The 20,307-nt window shown below is 65.1% G+C and carries 21 protein-coding genes; 16 read left to right on the forward strand and 5 right to left on the reverse strand.

Annotation, left to right across the window (positions count from 1 at the left end):
- Positions 1-98 precede the first annotated feature (98 nt).
- From EI171_RS21675 to EI171_RS21685, 3 genes are all read left to right on the forward strand, one after another.
- A complete protein-coding gene (locus EI171_RS21675) occupies positions 99-401 on the forward strand; it encodes a DNA-binding transcriptional regulator (RefSeq protein WP_011088006.1) in 303 nt (100 codons plus the stop codon).
- A gap of 130 nt (positions 402-531) precedes the next feature.
- Positions 532-1,350, forward strand: a complete 819-nt coding sequence (locus tag EI171_RS21680; protein ID WP_011088005.1) for an aldo/keto reductase — start codon at positions 532-534, stop codon at positions 1,348-1,350.
- A 149-nt stretch (positions 1,351-1,499) separates the two neighbouring features.
- Positions 1,500-2,480, forward strand: a complete 981-nt coding sequence (locus EI171_RS21685; protein ID WP_161534640.1) for a hypothetical protein — start codon at positions 1,500-1,502, stop codon at positions 2,478-2,480.
- A 12-nt stretch (positions 2,481-2,492) separates the two neighbouring features.
- Here EI171_RS21685 and EI171_RS21690 read toward each other — a convergent pair whose 3' ends face one another.
- Both EI171_RS21690 and EI171_RS21695 read right to left on the reverse strand, forming a co-directional pair.
- Complete coding sequence (locus EI171_RS21690) at positions 2,493-2,744, reverse strand: hypothetical protein (RefSeq protein WP_246740597.1); 252 nt, start codon at positions 2,742-2,744, stop codon at positions 2,493-2,495.
- A 984-nt stretch (positions 2,745-3,728) separates the two neighbouring features.
- A complete protein-coding gene (locus tag EI171_RS21695) occupies positions 3,729-4,445 on the reverse strand; it encodes a DUF599 domain-containing protein (RefSeq protein WP_011087926.1) in 717 nt (238 codons plus the stop codon).
- 124 nt (positions 4,446-4,569) lie between these two features.
- Between EI171_RS21695 and EI171_RS21700 the strand changes: the two genes are divergently transcribed.
- From EI171_RS21700 to EI171_RS21720, 5 genes are all read left to right on the forward strand, one after another.
- On the forward strand, positions 4,570-5,232 hold the full coding sequence (locus EI171_RS21700) for a glutathione S-transferase family protein (RefSeq protein ID WP_038966379.1): 663 nt from the start codon (positions 4,570-4,572) through the stop codon (positions 5,230-5,232).
- An 87-nt stretch (positions 5,233-5,319) separates the two neighbouring features.
- Positions 5,320-5,688, forward strand: a complete 369-nt coding sequence (locus EI171_RS21705) for a YidB family protein (protein ID WP_028171531.1) — start codon at positions 5,320-5,322, stop codon at positions 5,686-5,688.
- 187 nt (positions 5,689-5,875) lie between these two features.
- Complete coding sequence (locus EI171_RS21710) at positions 5,876-6,079, forward strand: hypothetical protein (protein ID WP_011087923.1); 204 nt, start codon at positions 5,876-5,878, stop codon at positions 6,077-6,079.
- Positions 6,080-6,230: 151 nt separating this feature from the next.
- On the forward strand, positions 6,231-7,217 hold the full coding sequence (locus EI171_RS21715) for a hypothetical protein (RefSeq protein WP_011087922.1): 987 nt from the start codon (positions 6,231-6,233) through the stop codon (positions 7,215-7,217).
- Positions 7,218-7,259: 42 nt separating this feature from the next.
- The gene (locus EI171_RS21720; protein ID WP_011087921.1) at positions 7,260-7,700 is read left to right on the forward strand and encodes a DUF1489 family protein; all 441 of its coding nucleotides are present in this window, start codon (positions 7,260-7,262) and stop codon (positions 7,698-7,700) included.
- Here the strand turns inward: EI171_RS21720 and panC are convergent.
- Entirely contained in the window at positions 7,697-8,548 is an 852-nt protein-coding gene (gene panC, locus EI171_RS21725; RefSeq protein ID WP_161534641.1) for a pantoate--beta-alanine ligase, read from the reverse strand. The two genes, EI171_RS21720 and panC, sit on opposite strands and share 4 nt — an antisense overlap.
- Before the next feature lie 278 nt (positions 8,549-8,826).
- On the opposite strand from panC, the gene EI171_RS21730 reads away from it, so the two are divergent.
- The 3 genes from EI171_RS21730 to EI171_RS21740 all read left to right on the forward strand — a co-directional run bounded on the left by EI171_RS21730 (position 8,827) and on the right by EI171_RS21740 (position 11,824).
- A complete protein-coding gene (locus EI171_RS21730; RefSeq protein WP_011087919.1) occupies positions 8,827-9,750 on the forward strand; it encodes a division plane positioning ATPase MipZ in 924 nt (307 codons plus the stop codon).
- 344 nt (positions 9,751-10,094) lie between these two features.
- A complete protein-coding gene (locus tag EI171_RS21735) occupies positions 10,095-10,955 on the forward strand; it encodes an alpha/beta fold hydrolase (protein ID WP_011087918.1) in 861 nt (286 codons plus the stop codon).
- A gap of 119 nt (positions 10,956-11,074) precedes the next feature.
- Positions 11,075-11,824: a hypothetical protein gene (locus EI171_RS21740; protein WP_011087917.1), complete on the forward strand. Its 750-nt coding sequence runs from the start codon at positions 11,075-11,077 to the stop codon at positions 11,822-11,824.
- 4 nt (positions 11,825-11,828) lie between these two features.
- Here the strand turns inward: EI171_RS21740 and tehA are convergent, their stop codons facing one another.
- Positions 11,829-12,821, reverse strand: coding sequence for a dicarboxylate transporter/tellurite-resistance protein TehA (gene tehA, locus EI171_RS21745; RefSeq protein WP_202633172.1), 993 nt, complete (start codon positions 12,819-12,821; stop codon positions 11,829-11,831).
- 119 nt (positions 12,822-12,940) lie between these two features.
- Between tehA and EI171_RS21750 the strand changes: the two genes are divergently transcribed.
- Entirely contained in the window at positions 12,941-13,666 is a 726-nt protein-coding gene (locus EI171_RS21750; RefSeq protein WP_161534643.1) for a DnaJ domain-containing protein, read from the forward strand.
- Between the two features lie 220 nt (positions 13,667-13,886).
- Here the strand turns inward: EI171_RS21750 and EI171_RS21755 are convergent, their stop codons facing one another.
- Positions 13,887-15,716: a D-alanyl-D-alanine carboxypeptidase gene (locus EI171_RS21755; RefSeq protein ID WP_161534644.1), complete on the reverse strand. Its 1,830-nt coding sequence runs from the start codon at positions 15,714-15,716 to the stop codon at positions 13,887-13,889.
- A gap of 389 nt (positions 15,717-16,105) precedes the next feature.
- Between EI171_RS21755 and EI171_RS21760 the strand changes: the two genes are divergently transcribed.
- The 4 genes from EI171_RS21760 (at position 16,106) to clpA (ending at position 20,285) form a co-directional block, all read left to right on the forward strand.
- Entirely contained in the window at positions 16,106-16,444 is a 339-nt protein-coding gene (locus EI171_RS21760; protein WP_011087913.1) for a phasin family protein, read from the forward strand.
- Positions 16,445-16,639: 195 nt separating this feature from the next.
- Positions 16,640-16,960 (forward strand): hypothetical protein, encoded by a 321-nt coding sequence (locus EI171_RS21765; protein WP_161534645.1) that lies wholly within the window; start codon positions 16,640-16,642, stop codon positions 16,958-16,960.
- A gap of 290 nt (positions 16,961-17,250) precedes the next feature.
- Positions 17,251-17,583, forward strand: coding sequence for an ATP-dependent Clp protease adapter ClpS (gene clpS / locus EI171_RS21770; RefSeq protein WP_027548135.1), 333 nt, complete (start codon positions 17,251-17,253; stop codon positions 17,581-17,583).
- A gap of 293 nt (positions 17,584-17,876) precedes the next feature.
- Positions 17,877-20,285 (forward strand): ATP-dependent Clp protease ATP-binding subunit ClpA, encoded by a 2,409-nt coding sequence (clpA, locus tag EI171_RS21775; protein WP_011087911.1) that lies wholly within the window; start codon positions 17,877-17,879, stop codon positions 20,283-20,285.
- Positions 20,286-20,307 lie beyond the last annotated feature (22 nt).

A 20,307-nucleotide genomic window follows, 5' to 3' on the forward strand; every position in this document is an offset into this window, starting at 1 on the left:
TTCCGGGCTCGCGCTCCGCGCGCCCCGGAATGACGGCCCGCCATCATCTTTAATCCGAACTTAAGCGACCTGACGCATCATCGCCCGGGCCTGGGGGAATGAACATGCGGTTGCGGCTGAAGGCGGATGGACGGATCGTCGAGTTGCGGGACGGGCAGGAATTTCCGGTCCAGCCCACGGCCAATGCCGCGCCGGCCGACACCGGCTCGCTCGCGGTGCGCGACCTGCGCCGCCGCGCCTGCCTGACCCAGATGGAGTTCGCCGCCAAGCTCGGCGTTCCCGTCGAGACCATCCGCAACTGGGAGCAGGGCAAGCGCGCCCCGCGGGGACCGGCCCGCGCGCTGCTCGCCGTGATCGCGCATGCGCCCGATACGGTGTTCCAGGCGCTTGCCAAAGCCTGACGCGAACCTCCCATTAGCATTGCGCTGAATAACCGGCCCGGTTGCAACGGCTTCCGTTGGCAGCCTCCCGGACCCGGTCCATAATGATGCCTGATGGTATTTGGGGCGACCGCAACAGAGAGGATTCCTCATGCTGTTCGTCGAGGCCAATGGCGCAAGGATCCCGGCGATCGGGCTCGGGACCTGGGAGTTGAGCGGGCGGCCATGCGCGCGCGTGGTCGAGCAGGCGCTGCGGCTCGGCTACCGCCACATCGACACCGCACAGGTCTACGACAATGAGCGCGAGGTCGGCGATGGCGTGCGCGCCTCCGGCGTGCGCCGCGACGACGTCTTCCTCACCACCAAGGTCTGGACCAACCATTTCGCGCCCAACGACCTCGAACGGTCGGTGAAGGAGAGCCTTGCGCGGCTGCGGCTTCCCTCCGTCGATCTGTTGCTGCTGCACTGGCCCAATTCGCACGTGCCGCTGGCGGAGACGCTGGGCGCGCTGTCGCATGCCAGGCAAATGGGCCTCACGCGTCACATCGGCGTCTCCAATTTCACGGTGGCGCTGATCGAGCAGGCGGTCGCGCTGTCGCCGGAGCCGCTCGTCTGCAACCAGGTCGAATTTCACCCTTATCTGGACCAGGCCAAGGTGAGGGCGGCCTGCGACCAGCATGGGCTCGCGCTGGTCGCCTACAGCCCGATCGCCAGGGGGCGCATCAAGACCGACCAGACGCTCGCCGGGATCGGGCGGGCGCATCGCAAGACGCCGGCGCAGGTCTGCCTGCGCTGGCTCGTGCAGCAGAACGTCGCAGCGATCCCGCGCACCTCGCGCATCGAGCGTCTGTCGGAGAACATCGAGATCTTCGATTTCGAGCTATCCGACGACGAGATGGCCCGGATCGCCGCGCTGGCCAATCCCAAGGGCCGCCTGACCGACTTTGGCTTCGCGCCAAAATGGGATTGAGGGCGGGCTGCCGTATGCCCAGCATGATCCGGAAAAGTGCGAAGCGGTTTTCCGATAAGATCATGCTCGAACAAGAGCCTAAAGCGGGATGACGGTTGATCCTAACCTCATCGCGCTTTAGGAGCAGGGCGGCAACCCAAGATCGGGCGATGGAACTGCGGAAGATCATACGGACGGACATTGCGGCGTCGGCGATCGCGCATCTGACGCTGGTGGCGCTGATCATCGTGATCAGCGAGGTCCATCCGTTCCATGCCGCGCCGCCCGAAGCTGTTGCGGTCGACATCGTCACGCCGGAGCAGGTCAAGGAGCAGGAGACGAAGGCGGAGGAGGCCGCAAAGGAGAAAGCGCCGGAGCCGACCCCGACCCCCGAGCTGAGACTGCCGAAGCTGGACGTCACCGACAAGGCGGATGCAGCGGCGAAGCCGGACGCCAAGCAGCAGGCCGCCTCGCAATCATCGCAGCAGAAAGCGTCGCCCGAACCGGAGCAGCCGACGCAGCAGAAACAGCCGCAGCCGCAACCCTCACAGACGCCGAAGCAACGTGAGGCCACCGCGCAGCCGCAGCAGCCTCAGCAACCGCAACCACAGCCGTCGCAGTTGCCGCCGCAACAGCCGCTGTCGCAGTCGCAATCTCAGCCCGCGCTGCAGCCCTCACAAGCGGTGCCGCAGCCGCAGGCCGCGCCTCCGGCCTATCAGGCCCCCGAGCCCGACGTCACCGTCAAATACGGCGTGATGCTGGGCCTGCCGCCGGAACTGCCGGTCGAGCCGAAAGACGCGCCGAGGGATGACGGCGGCGATGCCAAGGATTCCATCGGAGCCAAGCTGCCGCCCGAGGTCATTGCCGAGCTTCGTCGGCGCCTCAGGAGCTGCGCAAAACTGCCGGCCGGTGTCGCGCCGACCGACCCGGTGCGCATCAAGCTGCGCGCGGTGTTCGCCACCGACGGCACGCTGGCGCGCCCGCCGATCCTGATCGAAGCCCCGCCATCCGCGAAGGGCGTGGCCATCGTGAAGTCGGCGACGAGCGCGCTCCAGGCCTGTCAGCCGTACAAGATGCTGCCGGCCGACAAATACGAGGAATGGAAGGTGTTGGACCTGCCGTTCACGCCGCAGGATTTCGGCGGGGGATAAGTTGCCTCGCGGCTATCCGCGCGCGGCGAGACAGGCGCGGACCTTGTCGGCGGCGGGCTTCGGCACTGCGTGAGCTCGCCACCGCTCGCGCGTCGCGCCCGCCGAGGCGAGGCACTGGTTGATGTTTCGCTCATATGTGGCGCGAGACATGCTGTCGCGCTTGGCCTGGCAGGCCGGGTCGCCGCCGCATTCGTAAAGTGGAGCCGCCTTGGCCGTTGATGCTCCGAGAATGGTTACGGCAACCGCGATCATCAGCTTGTTCATTTCGCCCCCGGAATTATGCTTTGAGTATTCTCAATGCTGCGCCTGTAGCGCATCGAACTGCTGCCTGCAACCTTGGGTGAAGTGCTGGCGGCGCTATGGAAGCGCGCACTGACTGTTCGCTGGCGACGATCTCGTCGTTGTGTTTCTCAACGGCATCCAGAACAAACCATTACCCGACGGGCAAAACACAGCGAATGCCGTCAAGCCTCTTTCCCAAAAAGATTCCACTTTACCGAAATTCGGATTTGTCGTATGTGTCGCCCATCCCGGCTCATCTTGAGGGGCGATCTTGTGTCGTCACGTTTCGCGAGCCGGGCTTGCGGTGGACGCGGCAGCGTCGGGCGCGAGAGGCGTGGGCAGGGCGGATTGCTCTCCGTGAGCCCAAGACTTCGTGCTGGATGAGCGGCGCTGCCAGGTTCGTCTCGCCTGTAAGTTTCCGGCTCCGTCGACAGGGCTGGAAAAACTGCGGCGAAATGGCGGGCCGTGCGTACGGCAAAACCGTGTGGTCCTGGCCGTCGTTGCTACGGTCAAGCTCTTGCGGATGCGGCATTCACGTCAACCGGCGTGGTGCCGGCGACTTTCGCGAGAGTGAGGGAGGCCAGCAGGAACTCGGCTCCCGGGAGAGCACGGCATAAGCCGTCCAACCACTGCGCAGGGAAGGCCGAGTGATTGGCTACACCTGTATGCTGCTGTGCGGTTCTTCCTGCGTGTGCTTTTCGCGCAGCGGACCGCGGGTGCTAGATCAGCACCCGGCCTTCCCTGCGCCCTCTTGGCCTAAGAGGGTGAAGCGACGAAGCAAAGCTCGGGCGAATTACGCCGCGAGGATGTGAAGGCGTGTCTGCAAATTGAGATGCGGATTGGAGCATGGCGATGCCGCCCCTTGCTCCGTCATTGCGAGCGCAGCGAAGCAATCCAGAATCCCTCCGCGGAAAGACTCTGGATTGCTTCGCTGCGCTCGCAATGACGACGTGGAGAGAGTTGGGGTCAATGACCGCGCTTCCTCATCGTCTCGCCATCCACCATCTCCGGCGCCATCGCCGACCATGCGCTCGAGGCGAATTGCCGGCGCCATGTCACGATCACCACGGCCGCCGTGGTCACGAACAGCACCCAGGGGCTGACGAACCAGCCGAGATAGCCGAGCGCGAAGAAGAAGGCGCGCTGGCCGCGGTTGAAATGACGGCCGGCGGATTCGAACAGGCGCGTGGTGCGGATGACATGGGCTTCGGCCGCAGGCGTGTCGCGCTGGGATGCCGGCGGCATGCCGCCGAACAGGATGGCGACATAGTTGAACAGGCGATAGGCCCAGGCGAACTTGAAGAAGGCGTAGACGCAGATCAGCACGAGACCGACGCATTTCAGCTCCCACATTGCGGGCGAGGTGCTGAGGTCGGTCGGCAGCTTGCTCAGGATCGTGATGGCGTCGTTGGTCGCATGCAGCAGCGCCAGCGCGCCGCCGAGTGCGATGAGGCTGGTGGAGGCGAAGAAGGCGGTGCCGTTCTGGAGCGAGGCCATGATCTGCATGTCGACCATGCGCGTCTCGCGGTCGAGCAGCCGGCGCACCCAGACCTCGCGATAGCGGTTCATGCGCGCCGACAGGCTGTCGCGGCCATAGGCCGAGTGTTCCAGGGTCAGGGCATAGACCAGCCATTCGACGATGAAGAAGCCGACGGCGGTGATGTCGACCCAATGCCTGCTCATGTCTCTCTCCTCGCGAGCATCGCAACGATTGCCACGCAAGGCCGGGCGCAGCAACGATTGATTGACGGCAGGCGATGGCGCTAAAAGCAGCCGCATCCAGAGGACTTGGGAAGGACCAGTGGACATGGCTGCACTAAAACTTGCCATCGGCAACAAGAACTACTCGTCATGGTCGATGCGGCCCTGGCTCGCGCTGCGCGCCAACGACATCCCGTTCGTGGAGACCCTGATCCCGCTCTACACGGATAACCCCGCGGACAAGGAGCAGATCCTGTCCTTCAGCCGCGCCGGCAAGGTGCCCGTGCTGGTCGACGGCGAGACCACGGTGTGGGATTCGCTTAGCATCATCGAATACATCGCCGAGCGCTACCCGGAAGTGAAGCTGTGGCCCGATGATGCCGCGGCCCGCGCCCATGCCCGTTCGGTGTGCGCCGAGATGCATTCCGGCTTTGTCGCCTTGCGCAGCGAATGCGGCATGAACCTGCACCGGCCGATCCGCCCCGTGGCGCTGTCGGCCGATGCGAAGGCCAACGTTGCGCGCATCGAGGAGATCTGGCGCGAGTGCCGGGCGCGTCATGGTGCCAGGGGACCGTTCCTGTTCGGCCGCTTTGGCGCGGCGGACGCGATGTACGCGCCGGTCGTGCACCGCTTCCGCACCTACGCGATCGAGGTGGCACCGGATACCAAGGCCTACATGGAGACGATGATGGCGCTGCCGGCATTCCAGGAATGGACCCGCGAGGGGCTTGCCGAGACGCTTGTCATCGCGAAGTTCGAGGACGCGTAACCCGCGAATGTGATCGGGCGCCGCTTGACGATACACCAGCCGGCGGCGCTCAATCGTACCGAGTTGCGGCTTGGAAGAGGGCACGCCATGGGAATCCTGGACTCGCTGGAAAACAACCCCGCGCTCCGCAGCGCGCTCGGCCAGCTCGGCGCCGCCGTGCTGCCGGCCGTCTTGAGCGAGGTGCTCGGCAGCAACAATCAGGGCGGCCTCAGCGCGATCGTGGCCAAGCTTCAGCAGGCCGGGTTCGGTGACCAGGTCAAATCCTGGCTCGGCAACGGCCAGAACCTGCCGATCTCGGCCGACCAGCTCCGCGCGGTGCTCGGCAACGACACCGTCCGCCAGCTGGCTGCGCGCTACAACATCCCGGTTGACCAGCTGGGCCAGATCCTGGCCCAGGAGCTGCCCAAGGCGGTGGACCAGGCCAGCCCGCAGGGTCATCTGCCCCATACCGCCTGAGGCCCGGTTCCAGCGGTATTAGCGTGGCCCGCTGTTCCCGTTATCGTCCTGAAAAGACTTCAAGATTGGTGTGTTTGCCATGCTCGCATGAGGCTGGCCAAAAACGCCGCATGCGTGCTATATAACGGCTGGGTTTCCGGCCGGCCATCGCAGTGGGACCATGGGCGAGGCAGGCGTTGTTTGAGTAATGGAGAGGGTGTTGAAGCACAAATTCCCCGTTGGAACGCGCGTATTGTTCACGGCCAGCAACGTCGCGCGCCCGGCTGCCAGCGGCTCGTATGAGATCATCCGCCTGTTGCCGACGGAAGGTGACGACTGCCAGTACCGGATCAAGAGCTCGACTGAAGCCTTCGAACGGGTCGCCAAGGAAAGCCAGCTCGCGCTCTCCTGAGGCACCGCCGCCCGTTGATGTCGCGGACGAATTTCCTGCGCTCGCCGTCAAAAGGCCCGCTTCACCTTCACAAGGTGGGTCGGGGGCAGTTGCCGGCTCACGGTGCTCGCTTTGACCATTCGCTCTTTGCTCGCGTGAGGGGACGTCGCGCATGAACTGGGCATGGGCCTCGTCGCTCGACCAAATCTGGCGCTCGCCGGCCGTCCCGATGTGGATGACGCTGGCGGCTGCCGGCTTCTTCGGATTGATCCTCATGATCACGCTGCTGCGCGCCGAGAGATCGGTTGCCAACGGTGCGCTGACCGTCATCACGCTGCTTGCCATTGCCATCGCGGTGGCTGCCACGGCGCACCTCTATGGACCGGACGGGCAGGCCGCTCCGGCCGAGGCGCGCGCGCAGGGCGTTGTTACCGCGAGCCTGCCAGCGCTGTCCTGCCTTGACGATCTTGCCGGCGATGCGGTGGCCATTGGCTGCGAGAAGGCGCTGTTCGGTTCGCCGGATGCGGCGGCCGCGGCCGTCTCCTACACCGCCGCCAGGATCGACCGGCTGACCGCGCTCGGCGACGCCGCGACCGTCGACAAGAGCCTGACGCTGGACATGAAGGTGCTGCGCAAGGCGCTGGAGCGCGATCGCTACGGCCTCGTCGCGCAGGTGCTGATCGCCCGCGACGGCTGCACCCGGTTCGATTGCGCCGCCTTCCGCTCGCTGACCGATCAGCAGCAGGTCGCCGCCAACATGGAGTCCCATCTCTACGACATGCTGGTCGCACGCTATGCGCCCACCTGGAACGCGCCCGCGGCGGCAGCACCGGCCGCAGGTGCGCTCGCCGCGCTGCCGCCGTCGATGCCGACGGGCAAGCCGACCAACGCTGAATTCCCGAGCGCCTCGTCGACGCCGCCGGTGAGCATCATGAATCCGGAACCGCCTACAGCGGCGGCGCGCCAGGCCGCGCCGGCAGCGAACGCAGCGCCGGCTCCGCGCGCGCCGGCCACGACCTCGGCGCAGGCCGCAGCGCCTGCGGCACCGGCCGCGAAGAAGCCGCCGGCACCGAAGGCTGCGCGCGCACCGGCAGCTGCACCGGTTCCGCTGGCACCGCCGCCGGCTGCTGCGGCTCCCGCGGCTGCGGATAACGAATAGTTCGGCTTTGAAAACCTGCGGCCGGCCCGCTAATGCTGGGGCATGCCACTCCATCTGATCAAGCTCGCCGTCGGCTGCGACTCCGTCAAGGAATTGAAGGAGTGGGTGGCCGAACGGATGCAGACCGCCAAGAAGAAGGGTCTGCCGCAACATCACATCCACATCACCCGAATGGTGCCCAAGCGCGACGCCGAGATCCTCTCGGGCGGGTCGCTCTATTGGGTCATCAAGGGCGAGATCGCCGCGCGCGAAAAGATCATCGGCATCGAGCCGTTCCGCGACAAGGACGGCATCGGGCGCTGCCGGATCGTGATGCAGCCGAAGGTGATCCCGGTCTCGCCGCGGCCGATGCGCCCGTTCCAGGGCTGGCGCTATCTCGCGGACGATTCCGTACCGCCCGATCTCGGCAAGTCCGCCGCCGGCACGATCGCGGCGATGCCGGAGCCGATGCGGCGCGAGCTGCGCGATCTCGGATTGCTCTAGACCTCGATATTGTCGATCAGCCGGGTCGTGCCGAGCTTGGCTGCGACCAGGATCCGCAAGGGGCCGTCCTTGCGCGAGGTGACCTGTGCCAGCGTCTCGGCGTGGCGGGCCTCGAAATAGTCGAGCACGAAGCCGGCCGCCTTGATGGTCGCGGCGCCGCGCGCCATCGCCGACGCGATGGCCTCGCCGGCGCGAATGCGGCCGGCGCTGTCCTTCATGGCGCGGTAGAGCGTGGTCGCGGTCTGCCGCTCCTGCGGTGAGAGATAGACGTTGCGCGATGACATCGCGAGCCCGTCGCGCTCGCGCACGGTGCGGGAGCCGATCACCTTGACGCCGAGATCGAGGTCCCGCGCCATCTGCGTCACCACCCGCAGTTGCTGAAAGTCTTTCTCGCCGAAGATCGCAAAGTCCGGCCGGCATTGCGTGAACAGCTTGCCGACGACGATGGCGACGCCACCGAAAAAGTGGGGCCGGAAGCGATCCTCGAGGCCGGCCAGGGCCGGACCCTCCGGCACGATTCGGGTCGCAAAGCCCTCCGGATACATGGCCTCGACGCCCGGGTGCCAGACGATGTCGACGTCCTCGGCCGCGAGCTTGGCGATGTCGGCCTTCCAGGTTCGGGGATAGGCGCCGAAATCCTCGGTCGGGGCGAATTGAGTCGGGTTGACGAAGATCGAGACTACGACGCGGCTGGCGCGCCGCTTGGCGAGGCGCACCAGCGACACATGCCCGTCATGGAGCGCCCCCATGGTCGGGACCAGCGCGATCGTGGCCTTTCGCTTGCGAAGATTGTCGGCGGCGCGTCGGAGCGCAGGGACCGTGCGGGCGATCAGAGGGCTTCGTGACATCAGGACTCAGGGGGCTTGGGGATAGGTTGGGCGCGGCGTGCAGCCGGCTAACCTTAACAAGCAGCGATCGTGGACGCCATGCATCCGGATGCGGCACAGCATCCCGCGTAATGCCGCGCACGACGTCGCGACATTGTGGGCTGAATCGCAGACGCGAGGCGGCGACGCAATTCATGATGAAGACTAACGCACTGTGATTTCGCTATCCTGTCACGCATTTCACTTGACCGCAGACGCGGCCAACTTGAAGATATTGCTTAGGGGTGTTGAGGATCACCATGCTTGTGCAGGCTAGCCAAGGCCAATCCGGCTCGGCGCACGTCGTTGTGCTGGGCAACGAGAAGGGCGGCTCCGGCAAATCGACCACTGCCTTGCACATCGCGGTCGCGCTCCTGAAGGCCGGTCAGCGCGTTGCCACCATCGACCTCGACTGCCGCCAGCAAAGCTTCACCCACTACATCAACAACCGCGCCGCCTGGGCCCGTCGCACCAAGCTCGATCTCGAGCTGCCGGTGCATCGCTGCATCAAGCTCGGCGAGACCATGCAGATTGCCGAGAACGAGAACTCCGAGTTCCAGCAGTTCATGGAGGCGGTCTCTGCGGTCGAGAGCAGTTTCGATTTCATCGTCATCGATACGCCCGGCACCGACAGCTACCTGATGCGGCTCGCCCATTCGATGGCCGACACGCTGGTCACGCCGATCAACGACAGCTTCCTCGATTTCGACGTGCTCGGCACCGTCGACCCCGCCAACTATGCGGTCACCGGCGAGAGCCACTATGCCGAGATGGTGCGGGATACCCGCCGCAAGCGTCGCCAGCTCGACGGCTCGAGCACCGACTGGATCGTGGTGCGCAACCGCCTGTCCATGCTCGGCTCCCGCAACAAGCAGCTTGTCGCCGACGGCTTGAAGGATTTGTCGCTGCGGCTCGGCTTCCGCTACATCGACGGTTTCGCCGAGCGCGTCGTCTACCGCGAATTCTTCCCGCGCGGCCTCACTGCGCTCGACGAGATCGACGAGGCGACGCTCGGCATGCGGCCCAATCTCGGCCATCTCACCGCGCGGGAAGAGGTGACGAGCCTGCTCCGCCAGCTCAAGCTGCCGCTCGACGAGCGCGGCCGCCGCCGCGCGGCCAACCGCGCCGAGTGGTTCAGCCAGGTCGACAAGCCGCTCGAGGTCCACGACATCCTCGGCGCCTGATTTAGCGGTATATCGCTACTGCCAGCGGCCTGATAAGCCGGTCCCCCGCAGGAACTGAGCCCGCCCTCGGCCGTTTTCACTCTACGTTTACTGCGAAATTGAACCCAATCGAGACCGGTTGCATCGGATGGTGATCTGCACCCTGACGTAGCCGTATGAGAGGAGGATGCCCAAGAAACGTGTGCGGCGCACAATGAAAGGGCTGCCAGTTCACAATATTTGGCCTTCCTGTCACGCGGCTGTGACATATATTAGCGAATAGGCGACCAGGGGCCGAAGAGCCCCGGAAGAACACGATTTTCAACAGGGATTCAGGCCGCAAGAGCCTGAGGCTGAGGACGAAAATGAAGCGTGGAATTGCCGTTCTGGTTTCGGTCAGTGCCCTCTGCGGCATCGCCTATTTCACGGCGAGCAAGTGGGCCATCAGGCACGAGACCATCACCTTCTACGACGCTTCGCGCGACAACCGTCCCGTGCCCGTCGATATCGCGATCCGTCGCGACAAGGAAATGCAGGCCAATGCCGGCATGATCACGATGCCTGTCGCCGTGATCAACCATGGCAATACCGTCAAGAACACCGAGTACGGCTTCCTTGCTAACATTTTCGCTGCGCGCGGCTACCTCGTCGTGAGCCCGCAGCATGATTTGCCGACCGATCCTCCGATGGTGACCAAGCCCGGCGAGCTCTATGTCGGCCGGTTGCCGCAGATCCTGCGCGGCGTGGCCAATATCCACCTGGCGATGCAGGAGATGAAGAAGGTTCAGCCCAACGCCGACTACGAGAAGGTGACGATGGTCGGCCACTCCATGGGCGGCGACATCACGATGTACTTCGCCAAGCAGTATCCGGATGAGGTCAAGAAGGTCGTCACGTTGGACAATCTGCGCGTGCCGTTCGTGACCGCCGGCAAGTTCAAGATCCTGTCGTTCCGCTCCACCGATCCGCAGTTCAAGACCGATGCGGGCGTGATCCCGAGCGACGAGGAATGCGAGAAGGCCGGCATCCAGGTCGTGAAGACCGAATTCCAGCACAACGACATGCGCGACACCGGTCCGGATGTGGCCAAGAACTCGATCCAAGGCATGCTCGACAAATTCCTGAGCGCGACTGACAGCGAGGTAGGGCCGGTCGATACGCAATCGTCTCCACCTAAGATTCTCGAGCCCGGTCCGGTCGCTCTGATGGCGCCTGCCAAGAGCTGACGTTTCATCATAGTCAGAAACGACTTTCAAAGCCTCCGCCGGCGCTCGCCCGCGGAGGCTTTGCACATTGACCGGGCTGCACCCGCTAACCACATTAGCCGTTCACGCAGGGCCAAGGCATGTCGGGCGAACCCATCAAACCGCGCGGCCGCGATGCCGTCTCGCCGCAAGCAGGCGGCGCGGTGCCGCAGGCCGGGACGTCGACCTCGGACGATATCGCCGCCTTTGTCGCCAAGGCGCGTGCGCTGTCACCGCATGCTCCCGGCGCGAAAGGCCGGCTGATCTTCGCGCTGGATGCGACGATGAGCCGGCAGCCGACCTGGGACATGGCCTGCGCGCTCCAGGCCGACATGTTTCGCGAGACCGCGGCGCTCGGCAGTCTCGACATCCGGCTGGTCTACTATCGCGGCTTCAACGAGTGCCGTGCCACGGGGTGGATCTCCGACAGCGCCAGGCTCGCAACGCTGATGAGCAAGATCGATTGCCGCGGCGGCGACACCCAGATCGGCAAGGTGCTGAGCGAGGCGCGGCGCGAGGCGGTCGCATCGGGCGTGCGGGCCGTGGTCTTCGTCGGCGATGCGATGGAGGAGAAGGTTGACGAGCTCTGCGCCAAGGCCGGCGAACTCGGCATGCTCAAGGTGCCTGTCTTCGTGTTCCAGGAAGGCCATGACCCGGTGGCCGAGCAGGCGTTTCGCGAGATCGCGCGCCTGACCGGCGGCGCCTGGTGCCGTTTTGATCCCGGCGCGGCGGCACAGCTGCGCGAGCTGTTGCGGGCAGCCGCGGCCTATGCCGCCGGCGGGCGCGAGGCGCTGCTGAAATTGGCCAAGAGCGCGAGCGGTGCGGCCCAGTTGATCGGCCAGATGAAGTAGCAGGTTACGCTGGCGCGGCTTGCGTTGGCGGCGGCGCTGCGACCGGCGGCAGCAGGCGTCCCTGCAGGATCAGGCGCAGCGTGCCCAGCCCGATCAATCCGACCACGATGTTGGCGGCTCCGAACAGCCATGGCGCGAGCAGCGCGATCGCACCGGTGTCGCCGTGGCCGGCCATGCGGATCGGTGCGATCGCAAGCGCGGTGGCGCCGAAGGTGAAGCCCCAATACGACACCGAGAACGGCTGCTCCATGATCCACGGCAGCAGGCGAAGCAGCAGCAGCGCCATCATCAGTCCGTAGCCGACGAGGACATGCGCGACCATGTCGGGCACGCCGCCATTGATCGCGAGATAGGCGACGGCACCGACCGCGGGCGGCGCCAGCTGGATGCCGAGCGTCGGCCGCAGTGCGACTGGAAGTGTCGCGACCGTGTAGAGCCGATGCAGCAGCACGGATTCAATCGCGAGCCAGGAAAACAGCGCGATGCCGAAGGCAAGCTGTCCCCAATCGGGGTAGCCGAGCACCGAAGAAACCGCCGCGGTGACGAAGCCGCCGGCAACGGTCGGCAGATACAGGACCGGTGTCGTCGCGGTGTGATCGCGATTGCCGCGCCACAACAACCCCGTCCGCCACAGCGCGAAGCCGAGCGTGAACGCCGCGCCAAGGCCGAACAGGATTTCGGCGGCAAGGTGCGAGTAGGGCTCCGCCGCGATCGCGATCAGCATGGTGGAGACGCCGGCGAGACCAATAAAGCAGCATTGTACCGGATGATGGGCTTCACTGAGCGACTCGGCGCGCGCGAGGATCCAGCGCAGGATGAAGAGAACGAGCAGCAGCGCCCAGACGATGGAGGCGAGGGCGAGCAGGATCTCGCCGACGATCGCCGGCAAATGCCAGACCTGATGCGCGGCGCGCCAGGCATTGCCGAGGCCGGCAAGGCCAAGCACGATGCCGAAGAAGGCGGCCGGCACGATCGGCGGCTTGAATCCGCTACGCATTGTCTCCCTCAATCGTCGCGCCGGACTATCGGGCAAGCCGGCGTCCCATGTCATCTGCCAATTGCCGACGGGCGAAAGGACGCCATGCTTTTTGACAACAGGGCGCCTATATTCCGCCCATGACCCTGATCGCTGGCGCTGTCGCCGTTATCACGCTGTATCTGTTGCTTCAGATGTTCCGCGCCGCTAACCCGGCGGTGCTGGCGCGCACCATCAAGTTCGGCGGCGGCGTGGTGGCGCTGGCGGTCGCGGCCTTCACGGGCTTGCGGGGCGAGCTGGCCGTCGCGATCCCGCTCGGGATTTTCGGCGCCGGGCTGCTCGGCTGGACGCCGCTGACGAACGCCGGCTTCGGCAATATCGGCGGGCTGTTCGGTGGCGGCGCGGCGCCCGCGTCCGGGCAGGCCTCGCGCGTGCGTTCGCAATTCCTCGACATGCGGCTCGACCACGATTCCGGCCGGCTCGGCGGCCAGATCGTTGCCGGGCCTCACGCCGGGCGCGATCTCGACGAGTTCGATCTCGCCGGCCTACTGGCGATGATCCCGGCGTTCGACGCCGAGAGCGTGGCCTTACTTGAAAGCTATCTGGACCGCCGGTTTCCCGCCTGGCGTCAGCACGCGCAGGGCGATGCGGCAGGGGGGCAGCGCCGCACGGCGGCGAGCGGCAAAATGACGACGGAGGAGGCCTATCAGATCCTTGGCTTGCAGCCGGGAGCGGGGCGCGACGACATCAGCCGGGCCCACAAGTCCCTGATGAAGAAACTCCATCCCGACCAGGGGGGCTCGACGTATCTCGCTGCCCGGGTAAACGAGGCCAAGGATACTCTGCTTCGCACGCATAACGGCTAACTCCGGCACTACGCTACAAACGCCCGTACCGCGTGATCTCCGTTGGCTCTGTCTGTCGTCGCCCCGATGCCCGCCATTTCAGCGTGGCCGATCTCTTGAGTAAAAATTTAACCGTAAAACGTTGACGAGAGGTTGTCGCGGAACCGACTTTGGCTGGCCGCATGCCGAAAACAAAAATGCCCGCGCAAGGCGCGGGCATTTTTCGGAACGGTGCGGGAGATCAGTTGCGGACGGTGATGCAGGAGATGTCGGCGCGCTTCAGGGCGCGGCAGACGGCTTCGGCCTGATCCCGCTCAAGCCCGGCGAAGCGGGCGCGGTAGAGCTTGCGATTGTCCTTGGCGACGACAGGCTCGGTGAACGGATCGGCCTTGCTGAGCAGGCCGCGGGCCGAGCTGCGGGCGGCGTCGATGCGCTGCTGGGCTTCGTTCTCGCTCTCGAGCGCGCCGACCTGGACGATCCAGCCGCTGTGCGTGACGACCGGCTTGGTGGTGGCGCTCATCTGGATCGGCTGCGGCGCCGGGTCGGCGGAGGCGAGCTTCGGAGCGGCCGGGGCGGGCGCGGTCGCAGCCGGCAGCACGCCGAGGACGCCGTTGCCGGTGCCGAAGCCGGCCGGCTGGCGTGGCAGCTCGGTGCGGGCGACTTCCGCCTTCGGCGCTTCCGGTTGGCTCTGGATCTCGGGCTTGTTGATCAGATCGGCCCGGGCGACGACGGCGCCGGAGGTTTCCGCGACGTCGGAGCGGGAGGCAACCGTGTTGGTAATCTGCGGCGCGACCTGCGACGGGGCGGCGGAGGCGACCTTCACGGTGCCGGCCTTGACCTGCACCGTCTTGACCCGGACCGGCTTCATCGGTTCGGACGAGCCCGGGATGATCGAGAGCGGCTGGCTGGAGATCACGCCATTGGTGAGCGGCGCGGGCTCGATCTTGGATTCAGTCGGCCGAGCTTCAGGCTTGGGCTGAGCGGGTGGCATTGCGGCGGTGGCGGCCGCAAGCGTGGACAGGCGCGAGGCGAGACGCGACGGGGCTGCTTCGGGAGCAGGGGCGGCCGCGGCCTGGACCTGCGGAGCGGTGCGGGCCGGGGTATCCGACGCATCGGCGACCTCGGCAGCGGCGTCAGCGCCGCTACGCTCGGTAACCGCGGCGACGGTGTGGCTGGTCGCGCCCTTGTCGAGGTTCTCCGCGAGCAGGTTTCGCATGATGGCGTCGCGCGAACCGCCGCTGCGGCCGCCCAGCACCACGCCGATCAGGTGGCGGTTGCCGCGGCGCATCGAGGTCACGAGGTTGAAGCCGGAGGCGCGGGTGTAGCCGGTCTTGATGCCGTCCACGCCCTCGACGCTGCCGAGCAGGTGGTTATGGTTCCGGATCGACTGGCCGCGCCAGTTGAACGTCGAGGTCGCGAAATAGCGGTAGTAGCGCGGGAAGCGCTCCTGGATGGCGCGGCCGAGCGTGGCCTGATCGCGCGCGGTCGTGACCTGCTCGTCGTTGGGAAGGCCGTTGGCGTTCCGGTAGACCGTCTTGGACATGCCGAGCGAACGCGCCTTGCGCGTCATCATCTGGGCGAAGTCGTCCTCGTCGCCGGCGATCGCTTCCGCGATCACCACGGCTGCGTCGTTGGCGGAGCGGGTGACGAGACCCTTGATCGCGTCCTCGACACGGATGGTCTGGCCGGCACGCAGGTTCAGCTTGGTCGGATCCTGATCGGCGGCGTGCTGCGACACCGGCATCTCGGTGTCGAGCTTCATCTTGCCGGACTCGAGACGCTCGAACAGCAGATAGAGCGTCATGATCTTGGTCAGCGACGCCGGATGGCGAATCCCGTCGGGGCTCGTTGCCTGGAGCACGGAGCCGGAATTGCCGTCGACGATGATCGACGCGAATTTCGGGCTGGAGCTCTCGGACACGTCGCGCTGCACCCGGTGGTGCGCGTAGTGGCGGCGGTGACGCCGCGCCTCGGCGGCATCGGTGGTGAAGATGACCGCGGTGGTGACCGTAAGAAGCCCGAAAACCCCGACCCGCGCCAAGCGCGAGGAAGACAAGTTTTTACGAAGCATGAAACCCCGTCCCCGTTTCTGACTTGATCACCGGCCCGTGAGGCGAAATTGTGCCCAATGGACCCGGGATCATTACCTGCCCAGGCTGCCCCTCCGCTGGTGCTCGCCGCGGGGGACGTTGAACCTGAGCCGCTATTCTGGCTAAGGTGATGTTCTCAAACGGCTTTTGGCCGCTTGCGGAAGCTGAACACGTCCAGGGAATCAAGGTAGGGGTCCGCGGTTTCCAAAAGGTTAAGGAACCCTTGCGGGAAACCCCGGGAATCTCTTCGGTTTGGATCTAGTTTTTGTGCGACGCACAAGATTCTTGACTTTTTTGTGCGTTGCACTAATTGTGGGCAGAGTCAGGGAGCCGGGGCTTCCCGACGCGAGCCAGGGAAAAGGATTCCGAAATGTTCAAGGTTGAAGACTTTCAGAGCTACGGGAAAGAGCAGTTCGAGCAGTGCGTCGCCTCCGCGACCTCGGTGCAGCACGGCCTCCAGGCAATCGCCAGCGCCTACGGCGACTACACCAAGAAGTCGTTCGAAGACACCAAGTCCTTCGTCGAGAAGCTTTCCGGCGTGAAGTCGCTGGACAAGGCGATGGAAGCGCAGACCGACTTCGCCCGTTCCGCCTACGAGACCTTCGTCGCGGAATCGCAGAAGATTGCCGGCCTCTACAGCGACCTCGCCAAGCAGGCGTTCAAGCCGGTCGAGACCATCGTGTCGAAGTTCACCCCGGCCGCCAACTAACTTTTCCCGGACATCCTGGAAGCAAGAAGCCCGGCTGAACCAGCCGGGCTTTTTTGTTGTCGCGACCGATCCGTGCCAGAGCGCGGTCGGGTTCGCCGGCGGGACCAAGCAGAATTTGCCGGTGCTGCTCGCGCGATATTGCAGCACGCTTGGGGGCAGGGCGCTGCCGGTGTTCGCCGGCATGGTGTGGATCGGATGCTCACCCGCTCGATGCGCACAGCACGAATGAACGGCGCGTTGAATTGGGTCCGCGCCTCGCTGCTGATCTGCGAGGTGATGGTGGTGCCGGACGCGTCGAGCGATGCGGCTGACACAGGGCAGGGCGGACGCAGCACGGCCATCCTCGAAATTTGCGATTTTGCTCGATTTCGCGCCAAGCGATTGAACAGCAGGTACCGTAGAAGACCGGAGACGATCCCGCGCGAAACCGTCGCGGTCGCGTTAACGGCTAGGTTCCTGGTCAACCTGTTTCTAGACCGGCGCGGCGGAAATTTTTGTCAAACCGGTCCGGATTGATTAACCTTGGTCAGGATCGCCCGGATCGGGAATCGGGCCCGCCATAGCCGGACTTTTGCACGCTTGCGGCGAGGCGGGGGCAAGCCCATATTCCTGCAATCGATCTGGTTTGGACCGGACCGGTTGGAAGCGGCGATCCAAAAGCGCGGTGCGCCAGTGCGAAGCTCCGAAAGGCGGGGCCGCGCGGCGGGCCGTCATACGCTTCCGTGGGGAATTTGAACGCCTGAGCCATGTCGCAATTGACTTCCAGCCTTGACCTGTCTGCGGCCGCCGCCGCCCGCGCTCCCCGGATGAGCAACGACGAGAACCGTTCCGGCAGCCCGACGGGTCCGAACACCTCCGTCATCACCAAGGTCAAGCCGAAGACCAAGCGGCCGAACCTGTATCGCGTTCTGATCCTGAACGACGACTACACGCCGATGGAGTTCGTGGTCCACGTGCTGGAGAAGTTCTTCCAGAAGGACGTCGAGGCGGCGACCAAGATCATGCTGCACGTCCATCATCACGGTATCGGCGAGTGTGGCGTGTTCACCTACGAGATCGCCGAAACCAAGGTGACGCAGGTGATGGACTTCGCCCGCAAGCACCAGCATCCGCTGCAATGCGTGATGGAAAAGAAATAAGTCACCCCACGGCGCGTTCGTAGCCGGCTCTTGCTTGTGTATGTCGCAGTGTGATCGCCGCGTGATGCCTGCGCGCGATCTCCATCGCAGCCGGCAAAACTACGGAATTCTGCACCGGCGCCGATCCCGCCCAAATCGGAACGGGTTTTGCATCGAAAAATACCGCAGGTGGCTAGCTGCCGAGTCGCGGAACCGGTCTTTCGCCGCGGTCTTGTATAACTATATGTGACAAAGGTTGTTGTTGCCTGACCGGGCGAGGACGATCATGATGGTGGGGGCCATAGAGGACGCGAATGCCGACTTTTTCTCAAAGCCTTGAACAATCCCTGCATCGTGCGCTGGCGATCGCAAACGAGCGTCATCACCAATACGCGACGCTCGAGCATCTCTTGCTCTCCCTGATCGACGACTCCGATGCAGCCGCCGTCATGCGCGCCTGTAGCGTCGATCTCGACAAGCTCCGCACGAGCCTCGTCAACTATCTTGAGACCGAATTCGAGAACCTGGTGACGGATGGCGCCGACGATGCCAAGCCGACCGCCGGTTTCCAGCGCGTGATCCAGCGCGCGGTGATCCACGTGCAATCCTCCGGTCGCGAAGAGGTGACCGGTGCCAACGTGCTGATCGCGATCTTCGCCGAGCGCGAGAGCCACGCCGCATACTTCCTGCAAGAGCAGGACATGACGCGCTACGACGCCGTCAACTACATCAGCCACGGCATCGCCAAGCGGCCGGGCGTCTCCGAGGCCCGCCCCGTGCGCGGCGTCGACGAGGAGACCGAGACCAAGGGCAGCGACGACGCCAAGAAGAAGGGCGAAGCGCTCGAGACCTATTGCGTCAACCTCAACAAGAAGGCGCGCGACGGCAAGATCGATCCGGTGATCGGACGCAATTCCGAGATCAACCGCGCGATCCAGGTGCTGTGCCGCCGGCAGAAGAACAACCCGCTGTTCGTGGGCGAAGCCGGCGTCGGCAAGACCGCGATCGCGGAGGGCCTCGCCAAGCGCATCGTCGACAGCGAGGTGCCGGAGGTGCTGGCGGCTGCCACCGTGTTCTCGCTGGACATGGGCACGCTGCTTGCGGGCACGCGCTATCGCGGCGACTTCGAGGAGCGCCTGAAGCAGGTGCTGAAGGAGCTCGAGGCGCATCCCAACGCCATCCTGTTCATCGACGAGATCCACACCGTGATCGGTGCGGGCGCGACGTCGGGCGGGGCGATGGATGCCTCGAACCTGCTCAAGCCGGCGCTTGCCTCGGGCACGATCCGTTGCATGGGCTCGACCACCTACAAGGAATACCGCCAGCACTTCGAGAAGGACCGCGCGCTGGTGCGGCGCTTCCAGAAGATCGACATCAACGAGCCGACGGTGGAGGACGCGATCGCGATCCTCAAGGGCCTCAAGCCGTATTTCGAGGACTACCACCGGCTGAAGTACACCAATGAGGCGATCGAGGCTGCGGTGCAGCTCTCCTCGCGCTACATCCACGACCGCAAGCTGCCCGACAAGGCGATCGACGTGATCGACGAATCCGGTGCGGCGCAGATGCTGGTCGCCGAGAACAAGCGCAAGAAGACCATCGGCATCAAGGAGATCGAAACCACGATCGCCTCGATGGCGCGGATCCCGCCCAAGAGCGTGTCGAAGGACGATGCCGAGGTGCTCAAGCATCTCGAGCAGACGCTGAAGCGCACCGTGTTCGGCCAGGACAAGGCGATCGAGTCGCTCGCCGCTTCGATCAAGCTGGCGCGTGCCGGCCTGCGCGAGCCGGAGAAGCCGATCGGCTGCTACCTGTTCTCCGGGCCCACCGGCGTCGGCAAGACCGAGGTCGCAAAGCAGCTCGCGGCGTCGCTCGGCGTCGAGCTGCTGCGCTTCGACATGTCCGAATACATGGAGCGGCATACCGTGTCGCGCCTGATCGGCGCGCCTCCGGGCTATGTCGGCTTCGACCAGGGCGGCCTGCTCACCGACGGCGTCGACCAGCATCCGCATTGCGTGGTGCTGCTCGACGAGATCGAGAAGGCACATCCCGACCTCTACAACGTGCTGCTCCAGATCATGGATCACGGCCGGCTCACCGACCACAACGGCAAGCAGGTCAATTTCCGCAACGTGATCCTGATCATGACCACGAATGCGGGTGCTTCGGATCTGGCCAAGCAGGCGTTTGGCTTCACCCGCTCGAAGCGGGAAGGCGACGACCACGAGGCGATCAACCGGCAGTTCGCGCCGGAATTCCGCAACCGCCTCGATGCCATCGTCTCGTTCAGCCATCTCAGCGTCGAGGTGATCGGCACGGTGGTCGAGAAGTTCGTGCTCCAGCTCGAGGCTCAGCTCGGCGACCGCGACGTCACCATCGAGCTGTCCGAGCCCGCCAAGGCCTGGCTGGTTCAGCACGGCTATGACGAGCAGATGGGCGCGCGGCCGATGGCCCGCGTGATCCAGGAGCACATCAAGAAGCCGCTGGCCGACGAGGTGCTGTTCGGCAAGCTCAAGAGCGGTGGCCACGTCCGCGTCGTCCTGGTCAAGGACGAGGCCGACGAGACCAAGGAGAAGATCGGCTTCGAGTTCGTCGAAGGCCCGGTCACGCCGAAGCAGGAAAAGTTGCCCGGCGCCCGCAAGCGCCCGCCGGGCAAGCCCAAGCCGGGCGGCCCCGGCGGCTCGAAGGGGCCGACCTCCAAGGGGCCGCTGGTCAAGGCTTGATCGGCGCGTGATGAAATCGAAA

This window comes from Bradyrhizobium sp. LCT2, assembly GCF_009931255.1.
Taxonomy (GTDB): Bacteria; Pseudomonadota; Alphaproteobacteria; order Rhizobiales; family Xanthobacteraceae; genus Bradyrhizobium; species Bradyrhizobium diazoefficiens.

Coding starts and splice junctions, on each gene's coding strand:
- EI171_RS21705 (WP_028171531.1), top strand. CDS start 5,320: ATGGGAATCCTGGACTCGCTGGAAAACAACCCCGCGCTCCGCAGCGCG.
- tehA (WP_202633172.1), bottom strand. CDS start 12,821: ATGCGTAGCGGATTCAAGCCGCCGATCGTGCCGGCCGCCTTCTTCGGC.
- panC (WP_161534641.1), bottom strand. CDS start 8,548: ATGTCACGAAGCCCTCTGATCGCCCGCACGGTCCCTGCGCTCCGACGC.
- clpS (WP_027548135.1), top strand. CDS start 17,251: ATGAGCAACGACGAGAACCGTTCCGGCAGCCCGACGGGTCCGAACACC.
- EI171_RS21690 (WP_246740597.1), bottom strand. CDS start 2,744: ATGAACAAGCTGATGATCGCGGTTGCCGTAACCATTCTCGGAGCATCA.
- EI171_RS21680 (WP_011088005.1), top strand. CDS start 532: ATGCTGTTCGTCGAGGCCAATGGCGCAAGGATCCCGGCGATCGGGCTC.
- EI171_RS21685 (WP_161534640.1), top strand. CDS start 1,500: ATGGAACTGCGGAAGATCATACGGACGGACATTGCGGCGTCGGCGATC.
- EI171_RS21750 (WP_161534643.1), top strand. CDS start 12,941: ATGACCCTGATCGCTGGCGCTGTCGCCGTTATCACGCTGTATCTGTTG.
- EI171_RS21755 (WP_161534644.1), bottom strand. CDS start 15,716: ATGCTTCGTAAAAACTTGTCTTCCTCGCGCTTGGCGCGGGTCGGGGTT.
- clpA (WP_011087911.1), top strand. CDS start 17,877: ATGCCGACTTTTTCTCAAAGCCTTGAACAATCCCTGCATCGTGCGCTG.
- EI171_RS21695 (WP_011087926.1), bottom strand. CDS start 4,445: ATGAGCAGGCATTGGGTCGACATCACCGCCGTCGGCTTCTTCATCGTC.
- EI171_RS21730 (WP_011087919.1), top strand. CDS start 8,827: ATGCTTGTGCAGGCTAGCCAAGGCCAATCCGGCTCGGCGCACGTCGTT.
- EI171_RS21760 (WP_011087913.1), top strand. CDS start 16,106: ATGTTCAAGGTTGAAGACTTTCAGAGCTACGGGAAAGAGCAGTTCGAG.
- EI171_RS21720 (WP_011087921.1), top strand. CDS start 7,260: ATGCCACTCCATCTGATCAAGCTCGCCGTCGGCTGCGACTCCGTCAAG.
- EI171_RS21700 (WP_038966379.1), top strand. CDS start 4,570: ATGGCTGCACTAAAACTTGCCATCGGCAACAAGAACTACTCGTCATGG.
- EI171_RS21740 (WP_011087917.1), top strand. CDS start 11,075: ATGTCGGGCGAACCCATCAAACCGCGCGGCCGCGATGCCGTCTCGCCG.
- EI171_RS21715 (WP_011087922.1), top strand. CDS start 6,231: ATGAACTGGGCATGGGCCTCGTCGCTCGACCAAATCTGGCGCTCGCCG.
- EI171_RS21710 (WP_011087923.1), top strand. CDS start 5,876: ATGGAGAGGGTGTTGAAGCACAAATTCCCCGTTGGAACGCGCGTATTG.
- EI171_RS21765 (WP_161534645.1), top strand. CDS start 16,640: ATGCTCACCCGCTCGATGCGCACAGCACGAATGAACGGCGCGTTGAAT.
- EI171_RS21675 (WP_011088006.1), top strand. CDS start 99: ATGAACATGCGGTTGCGGCTGAAGGCGGATGGACGGATCGTCGAGTTG.
- EI171_RS21735 (WP_011087918.1), top strand. CDS start 10,095: ATGAAGCGTGGAATTGCCGTTCTGGTTTCGGTCAGTGCCCTCTGCGGC.